The 24,500-nt window shown below is 71.0% G+C and carries 23 protein-coding genes; 5 read left to right on the top strand and 18 right to left on the bottom strand.

Annotation, left to right across the window (positions count from 1 at the left end; all coding sequences use genetic code 11):
• Window positions 1–2: 2 nt before the first annotated feature.
• The 7 genes from RKD05_RS15690 to RKD05_RS15660 all read right to left on the bottom strand — a co-directional run bounded on the left by RKD05_RS15690 (window position 3) and on the right by RKD05_RS15660 (window position 8,525).
• Window positions 3–839: a shikimate dehydrogenase gene (locus RKD05_RS15690; RefSeq protein ID WP_424711270.1), complete on the bottom strand. Its 837-nt coding sequence runs from the start codon at window positions 837–839 to the stop codon at window positions 3–5.
• The gene (gene mltG, locus RKD05_RS15685; protein ID WP_424711269.1) at window positions 833–2,431 is read right to left on the bottom strand and encodes an endolytic transglycosylase MltG; all 1,599 of its coding nucleotides are present in this window, start codon (window positions 2,429–2,431) and stop codon (window positions 833–835) included. Before mltG ends, RKD05_RS15690 begins: the two co-directional genes overlap by 7 nt.
• A 1-nt stretch (window position 2,432) precedes the next feature.
• Window positions 2,433–2,906: a Holliday junction resolvase RuvX gene (gene ruvX, locus RKD05_RS15680; protein ID WP_022879922.1), complete on the bottom strand. Its 474-nt coding sequence runs from the start codon at window positions 2,904–2,906 to the stop codon at window positions 2,433–2,435.
• Window positions 2,903–5,572, bottom strand: coding sequence for an alanine--tRNA ligase (gene alaS, locus RKD05_RS15675; protein ID WP_424711267.1), 2,670 nt, complete (start codon window positions 5,570–5,572; stop codon window positions 2,903–2,905). Before alaS ends, ruvX begins: the two co-directional genes overlap by 4 nt.
• 60 nt (window positions 5,573–5,632) lie before the next feature.
• On the bottom strand, window positions 5,633–5,953 hold the full coding sequence (locus RKD05_RS15670) for a hypothetical protein (RefSeq protein WP_022879924.1): 321 nt from the start codon (window positions 5,951–5,953) through the stop codon (window positions 5,633–5,635).
• A gap of 375 nt (window positions 5,954–6,328) precedes the next feature.
• A complete protein-coding gene (gene rpsD / locus RKD05_RS15665; protein WP_022879926.1) occupies window positions 6,329–6,958 on the bottom strand; it encodes a 30S ribosomal protein S4 in 630 nt (209 codons plus the stop codon).
• 178 nt (window positions 6,959–7,136) lie between these two features.
• Window positions 7,137–8,525: a replication-associated recombination protein A gene (locus tag RKD05_RS15660; protein ID WP_424711265.1), complete on the bottom strand. Its 1,389-nt coding sequence runs from the start codon at window positions 8,523–8,525 to the stop codon at window positions 7,137–7,139.
• A gap of 105 nt (window positions 8,526–8,630) precedes the next feature.
• Here RKD05_RS15660 and RKD05_RS15655 point away from each other — a divergent pair, with 105 nt between their 5' ends.
• The 3 genes from RKD05_RS15655 (at window position 8,631) to RKD05_RS15645 (ending at window position 11,316) form a co-directional block, all read left to right on the top strand.
• Window positions 8,631–8,969, top strand: coding sequence for a dioxygenase (locus RKD05_RS15655; RefSeq protein WP_424711263.1), 339 nt, complete (start codon window positions 8,631–8,633; stop codon window positions 8,967–8,969).
• Window positions 8,970–9,489: 520 nt separating this feature from the next.
• On the top strand, window positions 9,490–10,713 hold the full coding sequence (locus RKD05_RS15650; protein ID WP_424711872.1) for a DUF349 domain-containing protein: 1,224 nt from the start codon (window positions 9,490–9,492) through the stop codon (window positions 10,711–10,713).
• Window positions 10,714–10,776: 63 nt separating this feature from the next.
• Window positions 10,777–11,316, top strand: a complete 540-nt coding sequence (locus RKD05_RS15645) for a type IV toxin-antitoxin system AbiEi family antitoxin (protein ID WP_424711261.1) — start codon at window positions 10,777–10,779, stop codon at window positions 11,314–11,316.
• Window positions 11,317–11,327: 11 nt separating this feature from the next.
• Here RKD05_RS15645 and RKD05_RS15640 read toward each other — a convergent pair whose 3' ends face one another.
• From RKD05_RS15640 to pdxS, 10 genes are all read right to left on the bottom strand, one after another.
• Window positions 11,328–13,580, bottom strand: a complete 2,253-nt coding sequence (locus tag RKD05_RS15640) for a RelA/SpoT family protein (RefSeq protein ID WP_063258721.1) — start codon at window positions 13,578–13,580, stop codon at window positions 11,328–11,330.
• A gap of 67 nt (window positions 13,581–13,647) precedes the next feature.
• Window positions 13,648–14,634, bottom strand: a complete 987-nt coding sequence (secF, locus tag RKD05_RS15635) for a protein translocase subunit SecF (RefSeq protein ID WP_424711260.1) — start codon at window positions 14,632–14,634, stop codon at window positions 13,648–13,650.
• The gene (gene secD / locus RKD05_RS15630) at window positions 14,634–16,343 is read right to left on the bottom strand and encodes a protein translocase subunit SecD (RefSeq protein WP_424711258.1); all 1,710 of its coding nucleotides are present in this window, start codon (window positions 16,341–16,343) and stop codon (window positions 14,634–14,636) included. The genes secF and secD overlap by 1 nt, the downstream gene beginning before the upstream one ends.
• Before the next feature lie 44 nt (window positions 16,344–16,387).
• Complete coding sequence (locus RKD05_RS15625) at window positions 16,388–16,849, bottom strand: preprotein translocase subunit YajC (protein WP_424711257.1); 462 nt, start codon at window positions 16,847–16,849, stop codon at window positions 16,388–16,390.
• 78 nt (window positions 16,850–16,927) lie between these two features.
• Window positions 16,928–17,977, bottom strand: coding sequence for a Holliday junction branch migration DNA helicase RuvB (ruvB, locus tag RKD05_RS15620; protein WP_424711255.1), 1,050 nt, complete (start codon window positions 17,975–17,977; stop codon window positions 16,928–16,930).
• Entirely contained in the window at window positions 17,970–18,590 is a 621-nt protein-coding gene (gene ruvA / locus RKD05_RS15615) for a Holliday junction branch migration protein RuvA (RefSeq protein WP_424711253.1), read from the bottom strand. The genes ruvB and ruvA overlap by 8 nt, the downstream gene beginning before the upstream one ends.
• A gap of 9 nt (window positions 18,591–18,599) precedes the next feature.
• Complete coding sequence (ruvC, locus tag RKD05_RS15610; RefSeq protein WP_424711251.1) at window positions 18,600–19,205, bottom strand: crossover junction endodeoxyribonuclease RuvC; 606 nt, start codon at window positions 19,203–19,205, stop codon at window positions 18,600–18,602.
• A 48-nt stretch (window positions 19,206–19,253) separates the two neighbouring features.
• Window positions 19,254–20,012, bottom strand: a complete 759-nt coding sequence (locus RKD05_RS15605) for a YebC/PmpR family DNA-binding transcriptional regulator (protein ID WP_063258727.1) — start codon at window positions 20,010–20,012, stop codon at window positions 19,254–19,256.
• A gap of 10 nt (window positions 20,013–20,022) precedes the next feature.
• Complete coding sequence (pdxT, locus tag RKD05_RS15600; protein WP_424711250.1) at window positions 20,023–20,643, bottom strand: pyridoxal 5'-phosphate synthase glutaminase subunit PdxT; 621 nt, start codon at window positions 20,641–20,643, stop codon at window positions 20,023–20,025.
• On the bottom strand, window positions 20,633–21,517 hold the full coding sequence (pdxS, locus tag RKD05_RS15595) for a pyridoxal 5'-phosphate synthase lyase subunit PdxS (protein ID WP_424711248.1): 885 nt from the start codon (window positions 21,515–21,517) through the stop codon (window positions 20,633–20,635). The genes pdxT and pdxS overlap by 11 nt, the downstream gene beginning before the upstream one ends.
• Before the next feature lie 94 nt (window positions 21,518–21,611).
• Between pdxS and RKD05_RS15590 the strand changes: the two genes are divergently transcribed.
• Together RKD05_RS15590 and pdxY are read left to right on the top strand one after the other, a co-directional pair.
• Window positions 21,612–22,952 (top strand): aminotransferase class I/II-fold pyridoxal phosphate-dependent enzyme, encoded by a 1,341-nt coding sequence (locus RKD05_RS15590; RefSeq protein WP_424711247.1) that lies wholly within the window; start codon window positions 21,612–21,614, stop codon window positions 22,950–22,952.
• The gene (pdxY, locus tag RKD05_RS15585) at window positions 22,949–23,800 is read left to right on the top strand and encodes a pyridoxal kinase PdxY (protein WP_424711245.1); all 852 of its coding nucleotides are present in this window, start codon (window positions 22,949–22,951) and stop codon (window positions 23,798–23,800) included. The genes RKD05_RS15590 and pdxY overlap by 4 nt, the downstream gene beginning before the upstream one ends.
• 28 nt (window positions 23,801–23,828) lie before the next feature.
• Here the strand turns inward: pdxY and RKD05_RS15580 are convergent, their stop codons facing one another.
• On the bottom strand, window positions 23,829–24,446 hold the full coding sequence (locus RKD05_RS15580) for a hypothetical protein (protein ID WP_424711244.1): 618 nt from the start codon (window positions 24,444–24,446) through the stop codon (window positions 23,829–23,831).
• Window positions 24,447–24,500 lie beyond the last annotated feature (54 nt).

The raw sequence follows: 24,500 nt of genomic DNA, 5'->3' as shown, positions 1-24,500 counted from the left end.
CCCTATCCTCCCACGAGCGCGGCGCGCATCGCGGCGAGCACCGCGTCCTCCCGCTCGAGCGGGACGGAGGGGTCGCCGCCCACGAACACGCGCACCTGCAGCAGGGCCTGGTGCAGCAGCATGGGCAGGCCGTTGATCGCCGCGTTCCCCGCCGCGAGCCACTGCTCGGCGAGCGACGTCGGCCAGTTGCCGTACACGACGTCGACGAGCAGTCCGCCGTTCTCCGCGAGGGGACGGATGCCAGGACCGGCGTCGACCTTCCCGGGCAGGGCTCCGATGGTGACGTCGACGGGCTCGGGCGTGGCCTGCGCATCGAACGACGACCGGACGACCTCGACCCCCAGGGAGGCACCGAGGTCGCGCAGCGGCTCGACGGCCTCGGGGCGCCGGGCCACGACCTCGACGCGCGGGGCGCCGAGTTCGGCGAGCGACAGCACCGCCGACGTCGCCGTCGCGCCGGCCCCGAGGATGCGGGCAGCCCGGGGCCGGGCGACGCCCGCCTCGCGCAGCGCGCGCGCCAGTCCCCCGACGTCGGTGTTGAAGCCGCGCGGACCGTCGTCGGCCAGCAGGTACGTGTTGACCGCGCCCGTGCGGCGCGCCGCGTCGTCGAGCGCCACCGCCGATCGCGCGGCGACGTTCTTCAGCGGCATCGTGAGCGAGAGGCCCCGCCACGTGGCATCCAGGTTCTCCAGCGCCGCGGGGAACCCCGCCTCGGTGACGCGCTGACGCCCGTACTCCCACGGCAGACCCAGCTCGCGGTACGCCGCCGCGTGCAGCGCCGGCGACCGCGAGTGGTCGATCGGGTCTCCCCAGACGGCGAGCCGGGTGCCGGTCAACATCCGCTGTTCGGGTTCGCGCGGCACCAGTCGCGGAACTGCTGGACGGCCTTCTCCTGATCGGCGTACGTGGTCGAGAACACCGTCTCGCCCGTGTCGAGGTTCACCGTCGTGAAGTAGTACCAGGTTCCGTCGACGGGGTGCATGGCCGCGTCGATGGCGAGGTCGCCGGCGTTCGCGATCGGACCGATGGGCAGGCCCGGGTGGATGTAGGTGTTCCACGGGTTGTCGTTGGTGAGGGCGTTCTCCGACGACGACGAACTGCCCGCGCCGATCTCCCCGACGCCGTACTGCGCCGTCGAGTCCATTTGGAGCAGACCGTGGGTCTCGTCGTTGTCGGGCTGGAGGCGGTTCTCGATCACGCGCGAGACCTTGTAGAAGTCGTCGGAGTTGCGCGCTTCGCGCTCAATGATCGAGGCGATGATCAGGATCCGCTCGCGATCGGCCTCGGGAACGCCGGCCTGATCGAGCGACTGCACCGTGCGCTGCACCATCTTCTGGATGACCTGCGTCGCGGTGACCCCGTCGTCGAAGTCGTACGTCGCCGGGAAGATCCAGCCCTCGAGCGTGGATGCCGGCACCCCGTACTGCGACGGGTCGGCGACCGCCGCCTCGAAGTCGGCGCGCGGGATCGTGAGCTGCTCGGACATCGCGTCGAGCGACTGGTTGAGCGTCAGACCCTCGCGGAGCTGGACCGTGTGGTTCAGGCGACTCGCCGGGTCGCGCAGCGCGGTGAGCACCGCCGGAGACGACATCTGCTGCTGCAGCTTGTACACGCCCGGCTGGAACGTGAACGCGACGCCGTTCTGCACCATGTACTTGTACAGCGAGTCGGACTGCTTCGTGATCCCGGCCTCGAACAGCTTCGGCGAGACCGACTCGCCGGTGTCGCCCGAGACGATGGTGACCCGGGCTTCGCCGGTGGCCATGCCCTCGGCGTAGTCCGTGGGTTCGCCGGTGCCGAGGAACTCGCGCACGCGGTCGCCGTAGGTGTTCCACAGGGCGAAGCCGCCGCCGACCAGTCCGCCGATGATCACGAGCACGACCGCGAGGGCGATCCAGCCGGCCACGCGGCGGCGCCGCTTCGGCGGCGCGGCCCACTGCACGTCGTCCGAGTGGGCGCGACCGGAGAAGAGGTCATCGAGCGACCCGGATGCGACGCCTCGGTCACCGGCGGCGGCGGTCGCAACGCCGACGGTCGCGGTCTGTCGCTGCGGACCGGGTTCGGGCTGGCGCCGCGGCGTGGGCTGCCACGCCGCGACGGGCTCGGGCCGCCGTTCCTCGGCCGGCTCGGGCTGCCGCTCCTCAGCCGGGGCGCCGATCGGCGTGGTCTGCGCCGCGGCCCGTGGGGCGGGCACCGGTGCCGTCGGCGGCGTGGGGGCGACGCCGCTCTGCGTCTCGGGGGTCTGGGGAGTCTCTCCCGTTTGGGCGCGCCGGGCCTCGCGGGCCGCGCGGCGCGAGGGTGGCGGCGCCTCCGGCCCGGGGCCCCCGGCGGTCGCGTCGCCGCGGGCCGTGGCATCCGTCGCTCCGGATCGGGGGTCGGGAAGCCGGCCGTACAGCTCGGCGAACGGGTCGGTGGGGTCGTTTTCGGGCATGTCAGGCGGGCTCCTGTCCCGGTGCTACAGCGGGTCCGGCCGGGTCACCGGACCTTCGCTCGACGTCGAGCGCCTGCTGCAGCAGCACCACAGCGGCGACTTGGTCCACAATGCTACGAGACTCGCGCTGGGAACGCCCGGCCTGCCTGAGCACATCGTGCGCGGAGACGGTGCTGAGCCGCTCGTCCACGAGACGGACCGGGACGCTCAACGCCGCCGCCAGCTGACCGGCGAAGGCCCGGGCGTCGGTCGTGGACGGGGTGTCCTCGCCGCGCAGGTTCAGCGGCAGACCCACCAGGACCTCGAACGCCTCGTACTCCTCCGCGAGGGCGACGATGCGGCGCACCGGCTCGCCCTTCCGCGGCACGGTCTCGACGGGAACCGCGAGCAGACCGTCGGGATCCGACCGGGCGACGCCGACGCGTGCGCGTCCGACGTCGATCCCCAGCCGGATGCCTCGGCGGAAGTCCGTCACGCGGTGGTCGCCCGCACATCCGCGACGATGCCCTCGAGCGCCTGCGGCAGGGCCGCGGCATCCGTTCCGCCGCCCTGCGCGACGTCGGGACGTCCGCCGCCGCCGCCGCCGAGGACGCCGGCCGCGCTCTTGGCCAGGGCGCCGGCGGTGAGGCCGCGCTCGCGCGCGGCGTCGTTCGTCACGACGACGACCGTCGCGCGGCCGCCCGCGACACTGCCGAGGGCGACGACCGCGGGGTCGGAGCCGAGCCGGTCGCGCACCTGCAGCGCGAGCGAGCGCACGTCGTCGGCCGACGCGCCCTCCCCCAGCGACTGCGCGACGACACGGACCGTGCCCACGGCGACCGCGGATTCCACCAGCTGCGGCAGGCGGTCGGACAGTGCCCGCGCCTCGAACGCGGCGATCTTCTTCTCGGCGGCCTTGAGGCTCGCGGCGAGTTCGGCGATGCGGGTCGTGAGCTGCTCGCGGGGGGTCTTGAGCGACGTCGTCAGCTGCGACACGATGGCGCGTTCGGCGGCCAGGTCGCGGAACGCGTCGAGACCGACGAGCGCCTCGACGCGGCGGTTCGACGCGCCGACCGACGACTCACCGACGAGGTTGACCAGGCCGATCTCGGCGCTGCGCGCGACGTGCGTGCCACCGCAGAGCTCGCGCGACCACGGACCGCCGATGTCGACCATGCGCACGGTGTCGCCGTACTTCTCGCCGAACAGCGCCATCGCGCCCGCGGCCTTGGCCTCATCGAGCGACAGCACGCGCGTGGTGACCTCGAGGTTGTCGCGGACGGCGTTGTTGGCGATGTCCTCGATCTCGGTACGGGTCTCGGGCGAGAGCGCCGCGCCCCAGCTGAAGTCGAAGCGCATGTAGCCGGCGCGGTTCAGCGAACCGGTCTGCGTCGCCGTCTTGCCGAGGGTGTCGCGGATGGCCGCGTGCACGAGGTGCGTCGCGGAGTGCGCCTGCTGCGCCGAGTGGCGGTTGAGGGCGTCGACCACCGTGGTCGCGGGGGCGTCGACCGACACCTCGCCGCTGGTGACCTCGACCGTGTGGCTGATGAGGCCCGGCACGGGACGCTGCACGTCGAGCACCTCGAGCTCGTAGCCGGGACCGACGATGACGCCCTTGTCGGCGACCTGGCCACCCGACTCGGCGTACAGCGCGGTCTCGGCGAGGACGACCTCAGCGATCTGGCCCTGCGACGCTCGGTCGGTGCTGCGGCCGTCGACCAGGATGCCGAGGACCTTGGACTCCGTCTCGAGGTCGGTGTAGCCGGTGAACACCGTCTCGCCGAGCGCGCGGAACTCGCGGTACACGCTCTGGTCGGCGATCGCGCCCTTGCGGGAGCGGGCGTCGGCCTTCGCGCGGGCGCGCTGCTCCTGCATGAGCGTGTCGAACGCGCCGCGGTCGACCGTGAGACCGGCTTCCTCGGCGATCTCGAGGGTGAGGTCGATCGGGAAGCCGTACGTGTCGTGGAGCAGGAACGCCTCGGAGCCCGACAGCGTCGTGGCGCCGCCCTGCTTGGCATCCGCCACGGACTGGTCGAGGATCGCGGAGCCCGCCGCGAGTGTGCGGAGGAACGTCTGCTCCTCGGCGATCGCGTACGCGGACAGGCGCGGGTAGTCGGTCGCGACCTCGGGGTACGACTCCTTCATCGCGTCGCGCGAGGCGGCGAACAGCTCGGGGAACGTCGGTCCCTCGACGCCGAGCAGACGCATCGAGCGGATCGCGCGGCGCATGATGCGGCGGAGGATGTAGCCGCGGCCCTCGTTCGACGGGGTCACGCCGTCGGCGAGCAGCATGAGCGATGAGCGGACGTGGTCGGCGACGATGCGCAGGCGCACGTCGTCCTCGTGCGACTCGGCGCCGTACGACTTGCCCGCGAGCTTCGCCGCCAGGTCGAGGACCGGGCGCACCTGGTCGGTCTCGTACATGTTGTCGACGCCCTGCTTGATGAACGCGATGCGCTCCAGGCCCATGCCGGTGTCGATGTTCTTCGCCGGCAGTTCGCCGACGATGTCGAAGTCGTACTTCGACCGCACGTTCGTGATCTCGTACTGCATGAACACGAGGTTCCAGATCTCGACGTAGCGGTCGTCGTCGGTCGCCGGTCCCCCGTCGATGCCGTAGGCGGGGCCGCGGTCGAAGAAGATCTCGGAGCACGGACCCGCGGGGCCCGGGAGCCCGGTCGACCAGTAGTTGGTGTCCTTGCCGAGACGCTGGATGCGCTCCTCGGGCAGGTCGGTGAGGCGCAGCCACAGGTCGTGCGCCTCGTCGTCCTCTTCGTAGACGGTGACCCACAGGTCCTTCGGGTCGAAGCCCAGGCCGCCCTCGGCATCCGGGGTCGTCAGCAGCTCCCAGGCGTAGCGGATCGCGTCTTCCTTGAAGTAGTCGCCGAACGACCAGTTGCCCAGCATCTGGAAGAAGGTGCCGTGGCGCGGGGTCTTGCCGACCTCTTCGATGTCGTTCGTGCGGATGCACTTCTGCACGTCCGCCGCGCGCGGGTAGGGCGGGGGCACGACGCCGCTCAGGTACGGGATGAACGGCACCATGCCGGCGACGGTGAAGAGGAGCGCCGGGTCGTCGGTGACGAGCGAGGCCGACGGCACGATGGTGTGGTTCTTCTTCTCGAAGTAGTCGAGGAAGCGCTGAGCGATCTCGGCGGTTTTCATGTGGGGTCTTTCCGTGGGCGTGCGGATCCGCCCCGTCGAGCGGGGCGGGATGCCGGGAGGTCAGTCGGTGGGGGCGGCCTTCTTCGCCGCGTCGGCGACCGTACCTGCGGCGTCGGCGGTCGCATCGACGGCGGCGGCCGCGACACCCTTGGCGTCGTCGAGGATGTCGGAGAGCCGCGTCTCCTGCTCGTGGTACGCGACGCTCATGCGGTCGGCGAACTCGCTGATGCGCGCATCGACCTGGGCGAGGAGCTCCTGGCCGCGGGGGTCCTTGTTGACCAGGTGCGCGGCGACGAAGCCTCCGGCGATGCCCAATACGAACCAGACGAGGCTTCTCACGATCACCACTTCTTCCTCGAGCGAGCGCCGCGGGCGCGGCATCCCTTCATCGTAGGCGACAGGGTCGCGCGAGCGCGCGCCCGGAGGGATGGATGCCACGCCCCCGGCATCCTTGCGCCCGCCCGTGCCGCATCCCTACCGGGTCTCCCGTCGTACACAGCGAAGGAGATCCGCGGCCGGAGAGAGCCGTGAACGCGGACGACTTCGCGCAGCGGCGGCCGGATTTCCTTCGTTGTGTCCCCGACGCTCGCCCGGGCGCGCAGCAATAGCGCCGGGTTGCGCGAGAGCGCGACCGCTAACAGCACTGGGCCGCGTGAGAGCGCGACCGCGAAACACACCGGGCCGCGCGAGAGCGCGACCGGCAATGACGAAGGGCGCCGGGAGAACCCGGCGCCCTTCGGCTCGTGAGTCGGGGACTCAGCGAGCGGCGTAGTACTCGACGACGAGCTGCACGTCACACGTGACGGGCACCTCGGCACGCTTCGGGCGACGCACGAGGCGCGCCTGCAGCGTCGAGAGGTCGACCTCGAGGTAGCCCGGAACCGGGGGCAGAACCTCGGCGTGTCCGCCGGCGGCCGCGACCTGGAAGGGCTCGAGGCCCTCGCTCTTGGGCTTGACGTGCACGAGCTGACCCGGCTTCACGCGGAAGGACGGGCGGTCCACGAGCTGGCCGTCGACCAGGATGTGGCGGTGCACGACGAGCTGACGGGCCTGGGCGGTGGTACGGGCGAAGCCCGAACGGACGACCAGGGCGTCCAGACGCATTTCGAGGAGCTCGACCAGGTTCTCACCGGTCAGGCCCTCGGTGCGGCGGGCCTCGTTGAACGCGATGCGCAGCTGCTTCTCGCGGATGCCGTACTGCTCGCGCAGACGCTGCTTCTCACGCAGACGCACGGCGTAGTCGCTGTCGGCCTTGCGCTTGGTGCGGCCGTGCTCGCCGGGAGCGTAGGGACGCTTCTCGAGGTAGCGGGCGGCCTTCGGGGTGAGCGCGACGCCGAGGGCGCGCGACAGACGGACCTTGCGGCGGTCCTGGGACTTCGTTGCCACGAAGTACTCCTTCCGATGACGTGGCCGCGCCTTTCGCGGCTCACGGACGTATCGCCCCCTTCCGCCCGATCCGAAGCGCACGCCGGGGCGCACCGGAAGGTGATCACAGGAAGGAGGGGATGCCCGAAAACCCTGTTTCGAGCCGATTCATGTTACCAGAGGCGGTCCCGCCGCCGTTTCAGCCGCCATCGAGGATGCGGCGAATCTTCTCCAACCGCGCGGAGACCTCGCGTTCTGCCCCGTGGGACGTCGGTTGGTAGTACTGCTTCCCTCGCAGTTCGTCGGGCAGATACTGCTGCGCGACGATGCCGATCTCGCTGTCGTGGGCGTACTTGTAGCCCTTGCCGTGCCCGAGGCGCTTGGCTCCGGGGTAGTGGGCGTCGCGGAGGTGCATAGGCACGCGGCCGAACCCGCCGACCCGGACATCGGCGATCGCGGCGTTGATCGCGTTGTACGCGGCGTTCGACTTCGCCGTCGTGGCGAGGTAGACGGTGGCCTCGGCGAGGGGGATGCGGCCCTCCGGCATGCCGATGAAGGCGACGGCGTCCGCCGCGGCGACCGCGATCTGCAGGGCCTGCGGGTCGGCGAGACCGATGTCCTCCGCGGCCGAGATCACCAGGCGCCGGGCGATGAACCGCGGATCTTCCCCGGCCTCGATCATGCGCGCGAGGTAGTGGATCGCGGCATCCGCGTCGGAACCGCGGATCGACTTGATGAACGCGCTGATGACGTCGTAGTGCTCGTCGCCCTGCCGGTCGTAGCGCAGCAGCGCGCGGTCGACGGCCTGCGCGATGTGGTCGCCGGTGATGACGGGGCGGGGGTCGTCGGCATCCGTATCGTCGTCGTCTTCGTCGTCCCCGGGTTCATCTTCGTCGTCGCGGGCCGCGTCGTCGGCGGCCACGGAAGCGGCGGCTTCGAGGGCGGTCAGGGCGCGGCGCGCGTCGCCGGAGGCCAGGCGCACGAGAGCCGCGCGCGCCTCGTCGCTGAGCACCACGCGGTCGGCGAGGCCCCGCGGATCGGTCACCGCGCGGTCGACCAACGCCCCGAGGTCGTCGTCGCCGAGCGGCCGCAGCGTGAGCAGGAGCGAACGCGACAGCAGCGGCGAGATGACGGAGAACGACGGGTTCTCGGTCGTCGCCGCGATGAGCACCACCCACCCGTTCTCGACGCCCGGGAGGAGCGCATCCTGCTGCGCCTTCGTGAAGCGGTGGATCTCGTCGAGGAACAGGATCGTCGACTGCCCGTACAGGTCGCGCTGGGTGAGAGCCTCCTGCATGACCTCGCGCACGTCCTTCACCCCGGCGGTGATCGCCGACAGCTCGACGAACCGGCGCCCCGACGAGCGCGCGATGGCCTGAGCGAGCGTCGTCTTGCCCGTGCCCGGCGGCCCCCACAGGATCACCGAGACGGCGGAACCGGATGCCGAGGACTCGGTGCCCGCGAGCGTGACCAGGGGGGAACCGGGGCGCAGCAGGTGACCCTGGCCGGCGACCTCGTCGAGGCTCGTCGGGCGCATCCGCACCGCGAGCGGGGTCTGGCCCTGGAAGAGGGCGGAAGCACTGGTCACCGACCCAGGCTAATCGCGACCCCCGACACCGGATCGAGCGGCTTTGTGGCCTCATCGCCTCGATGCGTAGGATCGGGGCGGTCCGCACGGTGAGAAGAGGTCGATGTGGCGACGGGTGGCAAGGATCGGCAGAGCCGCGAGCAGCGTGAGCGTGCGCGGGCGTATCAGATCCGGCAGGAGATCCACCGTCGTCAGGGACAGCGCCGCCGACGCGACAACGTCCTCGCCCTGGTCGTGGGCCTCCTTGTGATCGCCGGTGCCGCGGCGCTGCAGACCGTGTACTTCGTGAGCGGCCCCGGTGCCCCCGCGCCCGCCCCGACGGTGACCGACACCCCCGCGCCGAGTTCCACGTCGATCGACCCGCTGCTGCCCGACCCGAGCGCCAGCGATTCGACGTCCACCGACCCGCTCGCCCCCGTCCCGGACACCTCGCCCACGCCGTGAACCTGTGGCGACGGCATCCGTCGTACTAGGCTCGGGACCGTCCTTCTCCCCCAGGCGGCCCTGCCGCGATGAGGTGCTTCCCGTGACTTCCCTTCCCTCCTCCGACTCCCCCGACACCACCCCCGCCGTCGCCGACGACGTCGAGACGCCCGACGAGACCGTCGAGACCCCCGCCGACGAGGCGGTCGAAACCGCTGCGGATGCGGCTCCCGTGACCGATGAGCCCGTGGCGGAGACCGCCGCGGACGACTCTCCGGCGGCGGAGGAGACTCCCTCCACCGAAGCGGCCGATGAGGCCGGAGAGCCCGATGCCCCGGCCGCGGATGCCGAGGAGTCCGAGGCTTCCGCTACGGCCGAGGAGCCCGAGGAGTCCGAGGCTTCCCCGACGGCCGAGGAGCCCGAGGAGTCCGAGGCTTCCCCGACGGCCGAGGAGCCCGAAGCCCCGGTGGCAGCCCCGAAGGCTACGCCCGCCCCCGGTCCCCGTCCTGGGCCGCGTCCGGGTGCCCGCGTCGCCGCTCCCGTGGAGCCGTGGGGGCGTGTCGACGAGGACGGCACCGTCTCGGTGCGTGAGGGTGCCGAGTGGCGCGTCGTCGGGCAGTACCCCGACGGCACGCCCGACGAAGCCCTGGCGTACTACACGCGCAAGTTCGCCGACCTCGCGGGTGAGGTGACGCTCCTCGAGGTGCGTCACCGTCGTGGCGGCGCATCGGCGTCCGACCTGCGTTCCACCGCCGCGACCGTCCGCGCGAAGGTCGACGGCGCCGCGGCGGTCGGCGACCTCGCCGCCCTGCTCGAGCGCCTCGACGCCCTGACCGCAGAGCTGGCCGAGGCGACCGAGACCGAGGCCGCGGCGGCCAAGGAAGCCGTGGACGACGCCGTGCGCGAGCGCACCGAGATCGTCGAGCAGGCCGAGGCCCTCGCGGCGCGCGACCCGCAGTCGGTGCAGTGGAAGCAGATGACCACCGACATGTCGGCCCTGTTCGACCGGTGGCAGGCCCACCAGCAGAACGGCCCGCGTCTGCCGAAGTCGACCGCCCAGCAGCTGTGGCGCCGCTTCCGCGACGCTCGCGCGACGGTCGACCGTCACCGCCGCGAGTTCTTCTCCGCGCTCGACGAGACCCACAAGTCCGCCCGCGACGCCAAGACGCGTCTCGTGGAGCGGGCCGAGGCGCTCGCGCCGCGCGGGGAGGACGGCATCCCGGCGTACCGTGATCTGCTCGACGAGTGGAAGGCCTCCGGTCGCGCCGGCCGCAAGGTCGACGACGCCCTCTGGGCGCGTTTCAAGGCCGCGGGCGACGCGCTGTACGGTGCGCGGATCGAGCGCGAGACGGCGGATGCCGAGGCATCCAAGGAGAAGATCGAGCAGAAGCGCGCGCTCCTCGCCGAGGCCGCGCCGATCGTCGACGAGAAGAACCTCGCCACCGCGCGTCAGAAGCTGACCGCGATCCAGCGCCAGTGGGACGAGATCGGCCGCATCTTCCCGCGCGACAAGGAGCGCACCCTCGACGACGAGCTCCGTAAGATCGAGCAGAGCGTCCGCGCCCGCGAGGATGCCGACTGGAAGCGCAACGACCCCGAGCAGAAGGCGCGCGCCAATGACATGACGCGCCAGCTGACCGACGCGATCGAGAAGCTCGAGGCCGAGCTCGCCGCGGCCCAGGCCAAGGGCGACAAGCGCGCCGCGGCGCAGGCCTCCGAGGCCCTCGAGGCACGCCGCACCTGGCTGCGCGCGCTCGGCGGCTGAGCGTTCTCCACAGCCCGGCGTCTGCGGACGCGCGAGGGGAGATCATCCCGGCACACTGACGGGATGGTCTCCCCTTTCCTGTACTTCCCGGGCGAACGGCTCTCGCTGGCGGAGCTCACCGCCGCGTGTTTGGACGGCCTGCTCGCGCCGATCGGCGAGGGGTTCATGCCCGCGGATGCCGTGGAGACCGCCTGGATGCGCGCGCGAAGCCTCGCACCGCTCGTCGGCGACCGCTGGGCGGCGGTCCGCGTCAGTGCCGCGTGGGTGCACGGCGGCATCGACGCCGAGCCGCTCCGCCATCATGTGCAGCGGGCGGCTGCCGAGCGGCTGCGTCCGCTCCGGGAGCTGAGCGTCATCGCCCACGACGTGCGCATCCCGACGGACGACCTCGTCACGATCGCCGGCGTCCGCGTGTCGAGCCCGGCGCGGACGCTGGTCGATCTCGCCCGATCTCCGGATGCCGTCGACCTCGACGTCGCTCGGTCCTGGGCGCACGCCGCTCCCGACGCCCTCGCCGAAGCGCGGGCGTGGCTCGCGCGGCATCCGCGGTATCCGTACGGACGGCGGGCCGGGGACGTCCTGGGCGCCGTGGCGACGGAGTGAGCTGCGCGGGATCAGGACGAGGTGACGCGGTACACGTCGTAGACGGCGTCGATGCGCCGCACGGCGTTGAGGACGCGGTCGAGGTGGACGGTGTCGCCCATCTCGAACACGAACTTGCTCAGCGCCAGACGGTCGTTGGTCGTCGAGACCGTCGCCGACAGGATGTTGACGTGGTGCTCGCTCAGGACGCGGGTGACGTCGCTCAGCAGCCCGGAGCGGTCGAGCGCCTCGACCTGGATCTGCACGAGGAACACGCTCTTGGTCGTCGGCGCCCACTCGACGTCGATGAGACGCTCGGGGTCTTCCCGCAGCGACTTCACGTTGGTGCAGTCCGCGCGGTGCACCGAGACGCCGCTGCCACGCGTGACGAAGCCGACGATCTCGTCGCCCGGCACCGGCGTGCAGCACTTCGCGAGCTTGACCAGGATGTCGGGGGCGCCGCGGACCAGCACGCCGGAGTCGCCGCCGCGCGGAGCGCGACTGCGGCCGACCTGCGGGAGATCGATCGGTCCGGTCGACGTGTCGTCGGCGCTCACGAGGGCGGTGACCTTCTCGATCACCGACTGCGTCGAGACGTGGCCCTCGCCGACTGCGGCGTAGAGGGCGGAGACGTCCTCGTAGTGGAAGCCGCGGGCGACCTCGGCGAACGAGTCCTGGTTCATCAGGCGCTGGAGCGGCAGGTTCTGCCGGCGCATCGCCCGGGCGATGGAATCCTTGCCCTGCTCGATCGCCTCTTCGCGGCGCTCCTTCGTGAACCAGCCGCGGATCTTGTTGCGCGCGCGGGTGCTCTTGACGAAGCCGAGCCAGTCCTGGCTCGGGCCGGCGTCCGGGTTCTTCGAGGTGAAGACCTCGACGACGTCGCCCGACTGCAGCTCGGTCTCGAGCGGCACGAGGCGGCCGTTGACCTTGGCGCCCATCGTGCGGTGGCCGATCTCGGTGTGCACGGCGTACGCGAAGTCGACCGGGGTCGCGCCCTTCGGCAGGCCGATCACCCGGCCCTTGGGCGTGAAGACGTAGACCTCTTTCGCGCCGATCTCGAAGCGCAGCGAGTCGAGGAACTCCCCCGGGTCGGCGGTCTCGGCCTGCCAGTCCGAGATGCGCGCGATCCACGCCATGTCGGTGTCGGAGGCCTTGGCATCCGTCTTCCCGCCGGCCATCCGCTCTTTGTACTTCCAGTGCGCGGCGACACCGAACTCCGCCTGCTGGTGCATCTCGTGCGTGCGGATCTGGATCTCGACCGTCCGGCCGCTCGGACCGATCACGGTCGTGTGCAGCGACTGGTACAGGTTGAACTTCGGCGTGGCGATGTAGTCCTTGAAGCGCCCCGGCAGCGGCGTCCACCTCGCGTGGATCGCGCCGAGCACGGCGTAGCAGTCGCGCACCGTGCCGACGAGGATCCGGATGCCGATGAGGTCGTAGATGTCGTCGAACTCGCGGCCCCGCACGACCATCTTCTGGTACACGGAGTACAGCTGCTTCGGACGGCCCATGACGCGTCCACGGACACGGAGCTCGCGCAGGTCGGCGTCGATCGCGTCGATCACCGTCTGGACGTACTGCTCGCGCTGCGGCGTGCGCTGCCGGACGAGGCTCTCGATCTCGGCGTAGAGCTTGGGGTGCAGAACGGCGAACGAGAGGTCTTCCAGCTCGCTCTTGATCGCCTGGATGCCGAGCCGGTGGGCCAACGGCGCGTAGATCTCGAGCGTCTCGGTGGCCTTCTTCGCGGCCTTGTGCGGCGGGACGAACCCCCACGTGCGCGCGTTGTGCAGCCGGTCGGCGAGCTTGATGAGGAGCACGCGGATGTCGCGCGACATCGCCACGATCATCTTGCGGACGGTCTCGGCCTGCGCGCTCTCGCCGTACTTGACCTTGTCGAGCTTGGTGACGCCGTCGACGAGCATCGCCACCTCGTCGCCGAAGTCGGCGGCGAGCTGGTCGAGCGGGTAGTCGGTGTCTTCGACGGTGTCGTGCAGCAGCGCCGCGGCGATGGCTTTGGGGCCGAGGCCGAGCTCGGCGAGGATCTGCGCGACGGCGAGCGGGTGCGTGATGTACGGCTCGCCGCTCTGGCGCTTCTGACCGTCGTGGGCCTTGTCGGCCACCGCGTACGCGCGCTCGATGATGCCGAGGTCACCCTTGGGGTGGTGCGTACGGACGGTGCGCAGCAGCTTGTCGACGTCGTCGCGCCGGGCCGCGCGCGAGAAGATGCGCGGAACCAGGCGTCGGAGCGACGACGGCGGCGGCGCGGGGGACGTGGTCTCGGTCATCGATCCCCTCCCCCGGGTACTGCGATCAGTCTTCCCATCCTACGCCGCGTGGGACCGGTGCCCGCCGTCAGGCGGGAACACCGGCCTTCGCGCGCGCGGACACCACGCGGGCGTCCCGCGACTTGATCGCGGGCTCGCCCTCGCGCAGCAGCGCGTAGAGCGGAACGGCCACGAACAGCGTCGAGTAGGCGGCCACGATCGTGCCGACGAAGATCGACAGCGAGATGTCGCTGAGCGTGCGGGCGCCCAGCGGGACACCGATGAAGAGGATCGCGCCGACCGGCAGGATCGCGACCACGGTGGTGTTGATCGAGCGGATGAGCGTCTGGTTCGCGGCGAGGTTGACCGACTCCGCGAAGGTCCGGCCGGAGAGCTCGCCGTCCTGCCTCGTGTTCTCGCGCACCTTGTCGAAGACGACGGTGGTGTCGTACAGGGCGTAGGACAGGATCGTCAGGAAGCCGATGACCGCGGCCGGCGAGATCTCGAAACCGAACACGGCGTACACGCCGATGGTGATGACGAGCACGTCGACGAGACCGATGATCGCGGCGACCGACATCTTCCAGGTGCGGAAGTACAGGGCCAGGATGACGAAGGTCAGCGCGAGGAAGATCGCCAGGCCCCAGAGCGACTGGCGCGTGACGTCGGCACCCCACGTGGGTCCGATGAAGGAGTTCGTGACCTCGCTCGTCGGAACGCCGTAGCCCTGCGCGAGGGCGGCGGAGACGGCCTGTGTCTGCTGGTCGTCGAGCTGGTCGGTCTGCACGCGGACCGCCTGATCGCTGATGGTCGTGACGCGCGTCGTGGCCGCCGGGACCACCGAGGTCACGGCGTTCGTCGCGATCGCCTGGTCGAACGAGGTGGGGTTCGAGACGGTGAACTGCGAGCCGCCGGTGAACTCGATCGAGAACTGGACCGGGCGGAAGAGCGGCACCAGGGCCGCGCCGATGACGAGGACCGCGGCGATGATGAACCACAGGCGCCGACGCTGCACGAACGGGAAGGAGGTCTTCCCGGAGTAGAGGTCGTTGCCGAGCTGCGACATGGAGCGCATCAGTCGTCTCCCTCCTTCGTGGGGCGCGTACTGCCCTGGGCGGCGGCCAGCTCGGCGCGCTTGCGCTCGGCGATCGTCTGCCGGCGCTGGGCCTCGCCGCGAGAGCGGTTGGCGCGGCCTGTGGTGGCCGCGACCGGGGCGCGGAACTGCGCGCGACCGCGGTACACCGCGCCGAGCGCCTCGGGGTCCATGCCGGACAGCGGGTGGCCGGAGCCGAAGAAACGCGTCCGCGCGAGCAGCTGCATCACCGGGTGCGTGAACAGGATGAAGATCAGGACGTCGATCGCGGTCGTGAGGCCGAGCGTGAACGCGAAGCCCTTCACGGTGGCATCCGCGAGGATGTAGAGCACGACCGCGGCGAGGACGTTGATCGACTTCGAGATGTAGATCGTGCGCTTGGCGCGTGACCAGCCGTCCTCGACGGCGGCGGTGATCGACTTCCCGTCGCGCAGCTCGTCTCGGATGCGTTCGAAGTAGACGATGAACGAGTCCGCCGTGAAGCCGATCGTCACGATGAGGCCCGCGACACCGGCGAGCGACAGGCGGAAGCCCATGCGCCAGGCCAGGATGCACAGCGTGACGTAGGTCAGCACCGCCATGACCCCGAGCGAGGCGATGATCACCGTGCCCAGTGCGCGATAGACGATCAGCGAGTAGATCGCGACGAGACCGAGACCGATGAGGCCCGCGATGAAGCCGACCTGCAGCTGCTGCGATCCGAGCGTCGCCGAGACCGTGTCCGAGCTCACGACCGTGAAGCTCAACGGCAGCGCGCCGTACTTGAGCTGGTCGGCGAGGGCCTTCGACGTCGCCTGGGTGAAGCTGCCCGTGATGCTGGGGCGGCCGTCGACGATGATGCCGTTCATCGACGGGGCCGACAGCACCGAACCGTCGAGCACGAACGCGAACTGGTTCAGCGGAGCCTGCGCACCGTAGAGGCGCTGGCTGATCTCGGCGAACTTCTGCGTGCCCTGGTCGTTGAACACGAGGTTGACGGCCCACTGGCCGGTGTTCTGCTCCTGGCCGTTGGTGGCGTTGCTGATGTCGGTGCCGTCGAGCTCGACGGGGCCGAGGATGTACTTCACGGAACCGCTGTCGTCACAGGTGATGAGCGGCTGGTCGGCCGGTGCCTGAGCGGGGTTGTTGGCGGGGTTCGCGCAGTCGTACGCCAGGAACTGCGCCTGCAGGGCGGGCGTGATCCAGGACAGGTCGCTGCCGTTGGTCGGCGACGCGGTGGGCGTGGACGGAAGCGACGGGTCGGGGGTCGGGTACGGCGTGTTCTGGCCGTCCTGGCCGACGAACGAGGTCGCGGGCGAGCCGGTGTAGAGCACCGCGCGCAGCTGCAGCTGGGCCGAGCTCTGGATGCGCTGACGCGTCGCTTCGTCGGCCTGGCCCGGGATCTGCACGACGATGTTGCGGCCGCCCTCGGTCGCGACATCGGCCTCGCCGACGCCCGAGGCGTCGACGCGCTGGCGGATGATCGTCACGGCCTGCTGCATCTGATCGGTGTCGGGGTTGGCCCCGTCCGTCGTCTGTGCCGCGAGGATGATCTGCGTGCCGCCCTGCAGGTCGAGGGCGAGGTCGGGAGTCCAGGAGCTGGCCTGGAAGGCGTACACGCCGAGCGCGTTGATGCCGAACAGCACGCCGGTGATGGCGAGCAGTCCGGTCAGTACGCGCCAGGCGTGGCGGACGGGAGTCGAGGGCGCCACGGAGTCGGCTTTCTGTGCGGCGGTGAACGGAAGAGGCGGAGGCGTCAGGCCTGGGGGCGGTCCTTGTCGTCCCGGTCGGCTTCGGTCTGCTCGGCCTGGCGGGCGGCGCGGTGGTCGTCGCTGATCGAGGTGATGTCACCGTCGGCGACACCGGCGGCGTACTCGGCCTCGGACTCCTCGGCGGCGATGAACTCGTCCTCGGTCACAAAGCCCTGCGTGGGCTCCACGACCCGCAGCACGGCCTGGCTGTGCACCTTGATGACGACGCCCGGGGCGATCTCCACCTGGGCGGGCTTGTCGAGGTCTTCCGCGTCGTACTCGACGATCGTGCCGTAGAGGCCGCCCTGCAGCAGCACCTCGGCGCCGGCCACGGTCTGGCGCGCCTTCTCCTCCTGCTCGAGCTTCTGCTTCTGCATGCGGCGGCGCGAGCTGTAGAACATGAAGACCAACAGGCCGATCAGCAGGATGATCAGGCCGTACTGGCTGAAGAAGCTCGCGAAATCCATGGAGGCGGTGCACCTTTCGATTCAGGCGCGCCGTGCGGCACTGCCTAAGGGGTCGGGGAATCCCTCGCCGAGTATAGGTCATCCCCCTTGACTGAAACGGAGCAGCCCGTCGGGGTGGGGAGCGCCGAGGTGGTCGTACGCCTCGGGGGTGGCGACGCGGCCCCGCGGGGTGCGCCCCATGAAGCCGATGCGCACGAGATACGGCTCGACGACCGACTCGATCGTCTCGGGCTCCTCACCCACGGCCACGGCGAGCGTGCTGAGCCCCACGGGCCCGCCGCGGAATCTCCGCACGAGCGCGTCGAGCACCGCCCGGTCCAGGCGGTCTAGGCCGATGGCATCCACGTCGTACAGGTCGAGGGCGGCGTCGACGGTGCGGACGTCGGCGTCGCCGGCATCCGTCCCGCTGGAGGGGCCGTGGACGACGAGGTAGTCGCGCACGCGACGGAGCAGGCGGTTGGCGATGCGCGGCGTGCCGCGCGAGCGGCGGGCTATCTCGGCGCGCGCGGTGCCCGGAAGGCCGACGTCGAGCATGGATGCCGAGCGCGAGACGACTCGCTCGAGCTCTTCCGGCTCGTAGTACTCGAGGTGCGCCGTGAACCCGAAGCGGTCGCGCAGCGGGTTCGGCAGGAGCCCCGCGCGCGTCGTCGCGCCGACGAGCGTGAAGGGGGCGAGGTCGAGGGGGATGCTCGTCGCCCCGGCGCCCTTGCCGACCATGATGTCGATGCGGAAGTCCTCCATCGCGAGGTACAGCATCTCTTCCGCCGAGCGCGCCATGCGGTGGATCTCGTCGATGAACAGCACTTCGCCCGGGGTGAGCGAGGACAGCAGTGCGGCGAGGTCGCCCGCGTGCTGGATCGCGGGGCCGCTCGACAGGCGCAGGGGGCGGCCGCTCTCGTGCGCCACGATCATCGCGAGCGTCGTCTTGCCGAGGCCGGGAGGGCCCGAGAGCAGGATGTGATCGGGCGAGCGCTGCTGGATGCGCGCGGCGTCGAGCAGGAGCTGCAATTGGCCGCGCACCTTCTGCTGGCCGACGAACTCGCTGAGCGACGTGGGACGCAACGCCCCTTCGATCGCGAGCTCGGTCTCGTCGTCGGGCGTTCCGGCGTCGCGGACGACGTCATCCACCGACGGGCTCCTTCCGCGCGGGACCGAGCAGCGCGAGCGTGAGGCGCAGCAGCGCCTGCACCGAGGCCCGGTCGGACTCGGCGGCGTTCTCGGCGACGGACGCCACGGCCTCCGCCGCGACGCGCTCGCTCCACCCGAGCCCGATGAGGGCCTGGGTGACCTGCAGCGGGACCTGGCCGTGCGTGGCGACCGCGGCGGGAGCCTGCGCGGCGGGGACGGCGAGCTTGCCGGCGAGCTGCACGACGATGAGCTTCGCGGTCTTCGGCCCGATGCCCGAGACGCGCTTGAACGGGGCGTCGTCGTCGTCGGTGACCGCCTGCGCGATCTGCGGCACCGTCAGCGACGACAGCACTCCCATCGCCGACTTGGGTCCGACACCCGTGACGCCGATGAGTTGGGTGAAGACCGTCAGCTCTTCACGCGTCTCGAAACCGAAGAGCGAGAGAGCGTCCTCGCGCACCACGAGGTGCGTGTGCAGGTGCACCTGGTCGCCGACGTGAGTGGTCCGCGCCACCTGGGGCGTCACCGCGACAGACAGGCCCACTCCCCCGACGACCACGACGAGCGCATCGTCGCCGACGTGCGCGGCGACACCCTGCAGCGAAGAGATCATGCGACGAGCCTACGCGCCGGTTCGGACCTTTGTTCGAGCGACACGCGTCGCTGTGGATGGCTGCCGCTTCTCGGCATCCCGCCACGCCTTCTGGGCGGGAGTCAGCGCGCCTCCGGTCGGGGCTGTCGCCGCTCCCCCGCGCCACGCGTGGCACAGGGCGAGAGCGAGCGCGTCCGCGGCGTCGGCCGGTTGCGGGAGTGCGTCGAGCCGGAGCACGCGCGCGACCATCGTCTGCACCTGCAGCTTGTCGGCGGAGCCGTAGCCGGTGATCGCGGCCTTGACCTCGCTGGGCGTGTGCGTGGCGGCGGGGATGCCGTGCTCGGCCGCGAGGAGCAACGCGATGCCACTCGCCTGCGCGGTGCCCATCACCGAGTGCCGGTTGTTCTGCGCGAACACGCGCTCGACCGCGACCACGTGCGGATCGTGCGCGGCGAGGACCGAGCGGATGCCGGCCGCGATCGTCGCGAGGCGCTTCTCGATCGGATCCGTGACAGCCGAGCGGACCACCCCGACATGGACGAGGGATGCCGTGCGGTCGGGCGACACGTCGACCACGCCGATGCCGCAGCGCGTCAGGCCCGGGTCGATGCCGAGGACACGCAGAGAACGAGACACGGCCCCCACGCTAAGCGCGAGGGCCGTGTTCCGGCGAAGGGCGCGCCCTTACTCGTCGTTCTCGAGTTCGGCCGCCACCTCGGGGCTCATGTCGAAGTTCGTGTAGACGTTCTGCACGTCGTCGCTGTCTTCGAGCGCATCGATGAGGCGGAACACCTTGCGCGCGGTGTCGGCGTCGACCTCGACCTTGAGCGAGGGGACGAATTCCACGTCGGCCGAGTCGTACTCGATGCCGGCGTCCTGCAGCGCGGAGCGGACCGTCACCAGGTCGCTCGCCTCGGTGATGACACCGAAGCCGTCGCCGTGCGGCTCGACCTCTTCGGCACCGGCCTCGAGGACCGCGAGCATGACGTCGTCCTCGGTCGTGCCCTCGGACGGGACCACGATGACGCCCTTGCGGCTGAAGTTGTAGGCGACGCTGCCGGGGTCGGCGAGCGTCCCGCCGTTACGGCTGAGCGCGGTGCGCACCTCGGCCGCGGCACGGTTCTTGTTGTCGGTCAGACATTCGATGAGGAACGCCACGCCGTTCGGGCCGTAGCCCTCGTACATGATCGAGGCGTACTCGACGGCCTCGCCGCCGATACCCGCGCCGCGCTTGATCGCGCGGTCGATGTTGTCTTTGGGGACCGAGGTCTTCTTGGCCTTGAGCACCGCGTCGAAGAGCGTCGGGTTGCCCTGGAGGTCCGCCCCACCGAGCTTGGCGGCGACCTCGATGTTCTTGATGAGCTTGGCCCACGACTTGGCGCGGCGGGCGTCGACGACCGCCTTCTTGTGCTTGGTCGTGGCCCATTTGGAGTGTCCGGACATGCCTTCCAGTCTAGAGCGAGGGCGCCGCGGCCCCGGCGCGCGTGCGGACGCGGTCGAGGAACCGCGCGTGGAAGCGCGTCTCCCCCGTGGATTCGGGGTGGAAGGCGAGCCCGAGGAGGTTGTCCTGCTCCACCGCCACAACCCGTCCGTCGGGCAGAGTCGCCAGGGGGGTGGCATCCGGGCCCGTCTCGGTCACCACGGGCGCCCGGATGAACACGGCGTGCACCGGCGGATCCCCCAGGACGGGGACGGCGAGGTCGGTCTCGAACGACTGCGTCTGGGAACCGAAGGCGTTGCGCTGGACCCGGACGTCGAGGCCGCCGAAGGTCCGCTGACCGGCGATCGCGCCGTCGATCCGATCGGCGAGGAGGATCAGCCCCGCGCACGTGCCGAGGACGGGGAGACCGTCGGCGATGGCCGCGCGGATGGGGTCGAACAAGTCGAACGCGCGCGCGAGCTTGTCGATGACGCTCGACTCGCCGCCGGGGAGGACGAGTCCGTCCATCTCGGCGAGCTCCGACGCGCGCCGGACGGGCTGGGCATCGGCGCCCAGGTCCGCGAGCACGCGCAGGTGCTCGCGGACATCGCCCTGCAGGGCGAGGACGCCGACGCGGGGGCTGTTACCAGCCACGCTCGGCCAGGCGGTGCGGCGCGGGGAGGTCGGCGACGTTGATACCGACCATGGCCTCGCCGAGACCGCGCGAAGCCTCGGCCACGATCTTGGGGTCGTCGTGGAACGTGGTCGCCTTGACGATCGCGGCGGCGCGCTGCGCGGGGTTGCCCGACTTGAAGATGCCCGAACCGACGAAGACGCCGTCGGCGCCGAGCTGCATCATCATCGCCGCGTCGGCCGGGGTCGCCACGCCGCCCGCGGTGAAGAGGACCACGGGGAGCTTGCCGGTGTCGGCGATCTCGGCGACAAGCTCGTACGGGGCCTGGAGCTCCTTGGCCGCGACGTACAGTTCGTCCTTGGTCTTGGCGCGGAGCGCGTTGATCTCACCCGTGATCGTGCGGATGTGCTTGGTCGCCTCGGAGACGTCGCCGGTGCCGGCCTCACCCTTCGAGCGGATCATCGCGGCACCCTCGGTGATGCGGCGGAGCGCCTCGCCGAGGTTCGTGGCACCGCACACGAACGGCACGGTGAAGTTCCACTTGTCGATGTGGTTCACGTAGTCGGCGGGCGAGAGCACCTCGGACTCGTCGATGTAGTCGACGCCGAGCTCCTGCAGGATCTGCGCCTCCACGAAGTGGCCGATGCGGGCCTTCGCCATCACGGGGATCGAGACCGACGCGATGATGTCGTCGATGAGGTCGGGGTCGCTCATGCGGGCGACGCCGCCCTGCGCGCGGATGTCGGCGGGCACGCGCTCGAGCGCCATGACGGCGACGGCGCCGGCATCCTCGGCGATGCGGGCCTGCTCGGCGGTGACGACGTCCATGATGACGCCGCCCTTGAGCATCTCGGCGAGTCCGCGCTTGACGCGGGAGGTTCCGGTGTCGGTCATTACGATTCCCTTCGCGCTTCGGGGCGCTTCTTTTGGCTTAGGCCAAACCGTAGCATGACGCAGGACATAGGCTGGAGCGAGCGAGAGGGGGCGTATGTCGGTCGACATCACCGGGCGCTCGGCATCCGAGATCGCCGCGGACCTGCGGGAGCGCATCGAGCGCGGACAGCTGCAGCCGGGCGACGCACTTGCCCCCGTGCGCACCCTCGCCGCCGAGCTCGGCGTCAACCGCAACACCGTCGTCGCCGCCTACCGCCTGCTCGCGCAGGCCGGGCTCGTCGTCGCGCGGGGGCGCGGCGGCACCCGGGTCGCCGGCCTCGCGCCCGTGGCGCAGGAGGGGTACGCGGCCGGAACGGTGCTGCGCGACGTCGGCACGGGCAACCCCGACCCGACGCTCATCCCGGACCCCGCCGCCGCCCTCGCGCGGTCGGGTCGCCCGGTGCTGTATGGCGAGCCGGTCGTCGACCCGGGGCTGGAGGCGTGGGCCCGGGCCTGGATGTCCGAGCAGCTTCCCCACGCCGACCCCCGCATCACTGTGACGAGCGGCGCGAGCGACGCGATCGAGCGCCTGCTCGCCCAGGCGCTGCAGCGCGACGACGCCGTGGCGCTCGAGGACCCCTGCTTCCTCTCCGCGCTGCACACCGTGCGTCAGGGCGGCTACCGGGCGGTGCCGGTGGCGGTGGATGCCGAGGGGATGACGGTCGACGGACTCCGGGCCGCGCTGGCCGACGGCGTCCGGGCGGTCATCTGCACGCCGCGCGCCCACAACCCCACCGGCGCGAGCCTCACCGAGGAGCGCGCGGCGCGGTTGCGCGAGGTCCTCGCGGACCACCCGTACGTCCTCGTGATCGAGGACGACCATTTCTCGCTGCTGTCCCGCGTGCCGTTGCGCACCGTCATCGGTCCGGCGCAGCAGCGGTGGGCGCGCATCCGCTCGGTGTCGAAGTTCCTCGGACCCGACATGTGCCTCGCCGTCGTGGCATCCGATGACGAGACCGCCGACCGGCTCGCCCTACGACTCACCCCGGGGACGACCTGGGTGAGCCACATCCTCCAGCGGCTCACCCTCGCGCTCGTCACCGACCCCGAGGTGCGCAAGCGGATCGACGCAGCCGCGACGCACTACGCCGCGCGCAACGACGCGTTCGCCGCGTCCCTGGCCGCACACGGTCTGCCGACGCCCGTCGGCGACGGACTGAACCTGTGGGTGCCGCTCCCCGCACCCGCGGCGCGCGTCCGCGAAGACCTCATGCGCCGCGGGTGGCTCGTCCGCGACGGCGACCACTTCTTCCTCTCCCCCGACACCGCCGGCGACTACCTCCGGCTTACGGTGCACCAGCTCTCGGACGCGGAGGCGGTCGCGCTCGCCGACGACATCGCCAGCGCCGTCGCCGCGCTCCGGCCCGTGCCGCGAGGTGGGAGGATCGAAGGATGAAGGTCCTCTCGATCCAGTCGGCCGTGGCGTACGGCCACGTCGGAAACTCGGCCGCCGTCTTCCCGCTGCAGCGCATCGGCGTCGAGGTGCTGCCCGTCTACACGGTCAACTTCTCGAACCACACCGGCTACGGAGCGTGGCGCGGGCCGCTCATCTCCCCCGCCGACGTCGCCGACGTCATCACCGGGATCGAGGAGCGCGGGGTCCTCGGCGAGATCGACGTGGTCCTGTCCGGATACCAGGGCGGCGAGGGGATCGCCGACGTCATCATCGACGCCGTCGCGCGGGTGAAGAAGGCGAATCCGGATGCCGTCTACGCGTGCGACCCGGTCATGGGCAACGCCAAGTCCGGCTGCTTCGTGGCCCCGGCGATCCCCGACCTCCTGCGCGAGCGCGTGATCCCCGTCGCGGACATCATCACGCCCAACCAGTTCGAGCTGGGCTTCCTCACGGGCACGGAGCCGGGCAGCATCGAGTCCACGCTCGAATCCGCCGACCTCGCGCGTGCCCGCGGACCCCGCACCGTCCTCGTCACGAGCGTGGAACGACCCGACCGCGAGCCCGACACCATCGAGATGATGGTCGTCGACGACTCCGGCGCGTGGATCGTGCAGACGCCGCTCATCCCGATGAAGGCCAACGGCTCGGGAGATGTCACCGCGGCGCTCTTCACGGCCCACTATCGGCGGACCAAGGATGCCGCGGACGCGCTCGCGCGCACGGCATCCAGCGTCTTCGACCTGCTGTCGAACACCTACCAGGCGGGTTCGCGTGAGCTGCTGCTCATCGAGTCGCAGGAGGCGTACGCGCACCCGCGCCTGCAGTTCGCGGCACGGCAGGTGCGCTGACGCGAGCAGTCCGCGCCGGGTCTCGGCGTCAGCCGCCGTAGACGTCGGTGTAGGCGGCGAGCCACGCGTCGGCATCGTCGGGGCAGAGGAACGACGTGCCGTAGACCATCAGGCTCGCGATGGGCGCCTCGGCGTTCGCGCGCTCCGTCCCCTGCAGGTCGGCGGGGACGAGCTGGGCGAAGATCGGTGAAGTGGCCACGTGGGCCTGCAGGGTCGTGGCATCCACGTGGTGGTGGCTCAGAATGGCGGTCTCGCACGCGTCGGCGACCAGCGCGAGCGACAGGCTCTCGTCGCGATCCGTCCACTCGATGCCCTGCTGGGCCGCGTAGTCCTTCTGCTCCGCGACGAACTGCTTCTGCGCCGGAGTCACGGCGACGAGCGGCGTTCCGTCCAGCGGCAGTTGCTGCTCCTCGAAGAAGCGCTCCCGCTCCGCGAAGGCGGCATCCACGTCGTCGCCGGTGAGGGGATCCGCGGAATCATCCGGGGTGGCGAAGGGCGTCGGGGCAGCGGACTCGCCCGGAGCCGTCAGCGGTGCCCCCATCCCGTCGGGTCCGAGCGGGCTCGGCAGGCGGATGCACCCGGTCGTGGTACCGAGCGCCGTGGCGACGAGGAGAGTCAGGGCGAGGGGACGGAGGCGAGCCTTCATTCCCCCACGCTAACCGCGCGCCGGTGAGTGCCCCGTGGGCTTGCGGCGGAGCGG

The organism is Microbacterium sp. SLBN-111 (assembly GCF_049739645.1).
GTDB lineage: Bacteria > Actinomycetota > Actinomycetes > Actinomycetales > Microbacteriaceae > Microbacterium.
This window is presented reverse-complemented; position numbering and strand designations above follow the sequence as displayed.

Coding starts and splice junctions, on each gene's coding strand:
- RKD05_RS15625 (WP_424711257.1), bottom strand. CDS start 16,849: ATGGATTTCGCGAGCTTCTTCAGCCAGTACGGCCTGATCATCCTGCTG.
- mltG (WP_424711269.1), bottom strand. CDS start 2,431: ATGCCCGAAAACGACCCCACCGACCCGTTCGCCGAGCTGTACGGCCGG.
- RKD05_RS15590 (WP_424711247.1), top strand. CDS start 21,612: ATGTCGGTCGACATCACCGGGCGCTCGGCATCCGAGATCGCCGCGGAC.
- RKD05_RS15670 (WP_022879924.1), bottom strand. CDS start 5,953: ATGCCGCGCCCGCGGCGCTCGCTCGAGGAAGAAGTGGTGATCGTGAGA.
- secF (WP_424711260.1), bottom strand. CDS start 14,634: ATGCGCTCCATGTCGCAGCTCGGCAACGACCTCTACTCCGGGAAGACC.
- pdxY (WP_424711245.1), top strand. CDS start 22,949: ATGAAGGTCCTCTCGATCCAGTCGGCCGTGGCGTACGGCCACGTCGGA.
- RKD05_RS15640 (WP_063258721.1), bottom strand. CDS start 13,580: ATGACCGAGACCACGTCCCCCGCGCCGCCGCCGTCGTCGCTCCGACGC.
- ruvA (WP_424711253.1), bottom strand. CDS start 18,590: ATGATCTCTTCGCTGCAGGGTGTCGCCGCGCACGTCGGCGACGATGCG.
- RKD05_RS15645 (WP_424711261.1), top strand. CDS start 10,777: ATGGTCTCCCCTTTCCTGTACTTCCCGGGCGAACGGCTCTCGCTGGCG.
- RKD05_RS15690 (WP_424711270.1), bottom strand. CDS start 839: ATGTTGACCGGCACCCGGCTCGCCGTCTGGGGAGACCCGATCGACCAC.
- RKD05_RS15580 (WP_424711244.1), bottom strand. CDS start 24,446: ATGAAGGCTCGCCTCCGTCCCCTCGCCCTGACTCTCCTCGTCGCCACG.
- RKD05_RS15605 (WP_063258727.1), bottom strand. CDS start 20,012: ATGTCCGGACACTCCAAATGGGCCACGACCAAGCACAAGAAGGCGGTC.
- pdxS (WP_424711248.1), bottom strand. CDS start 21,517: ATGACCGACACCGGAACCTCCCGCGTCAAGCGCGGACTCGCCGAGATG.
- alaS (WP_424711267.1), bottom strand. CDS start 5,572: ATGAAAACCGCCGAGATCGCTCAGCGCTTCCTCGACTACTTCGAGAAG.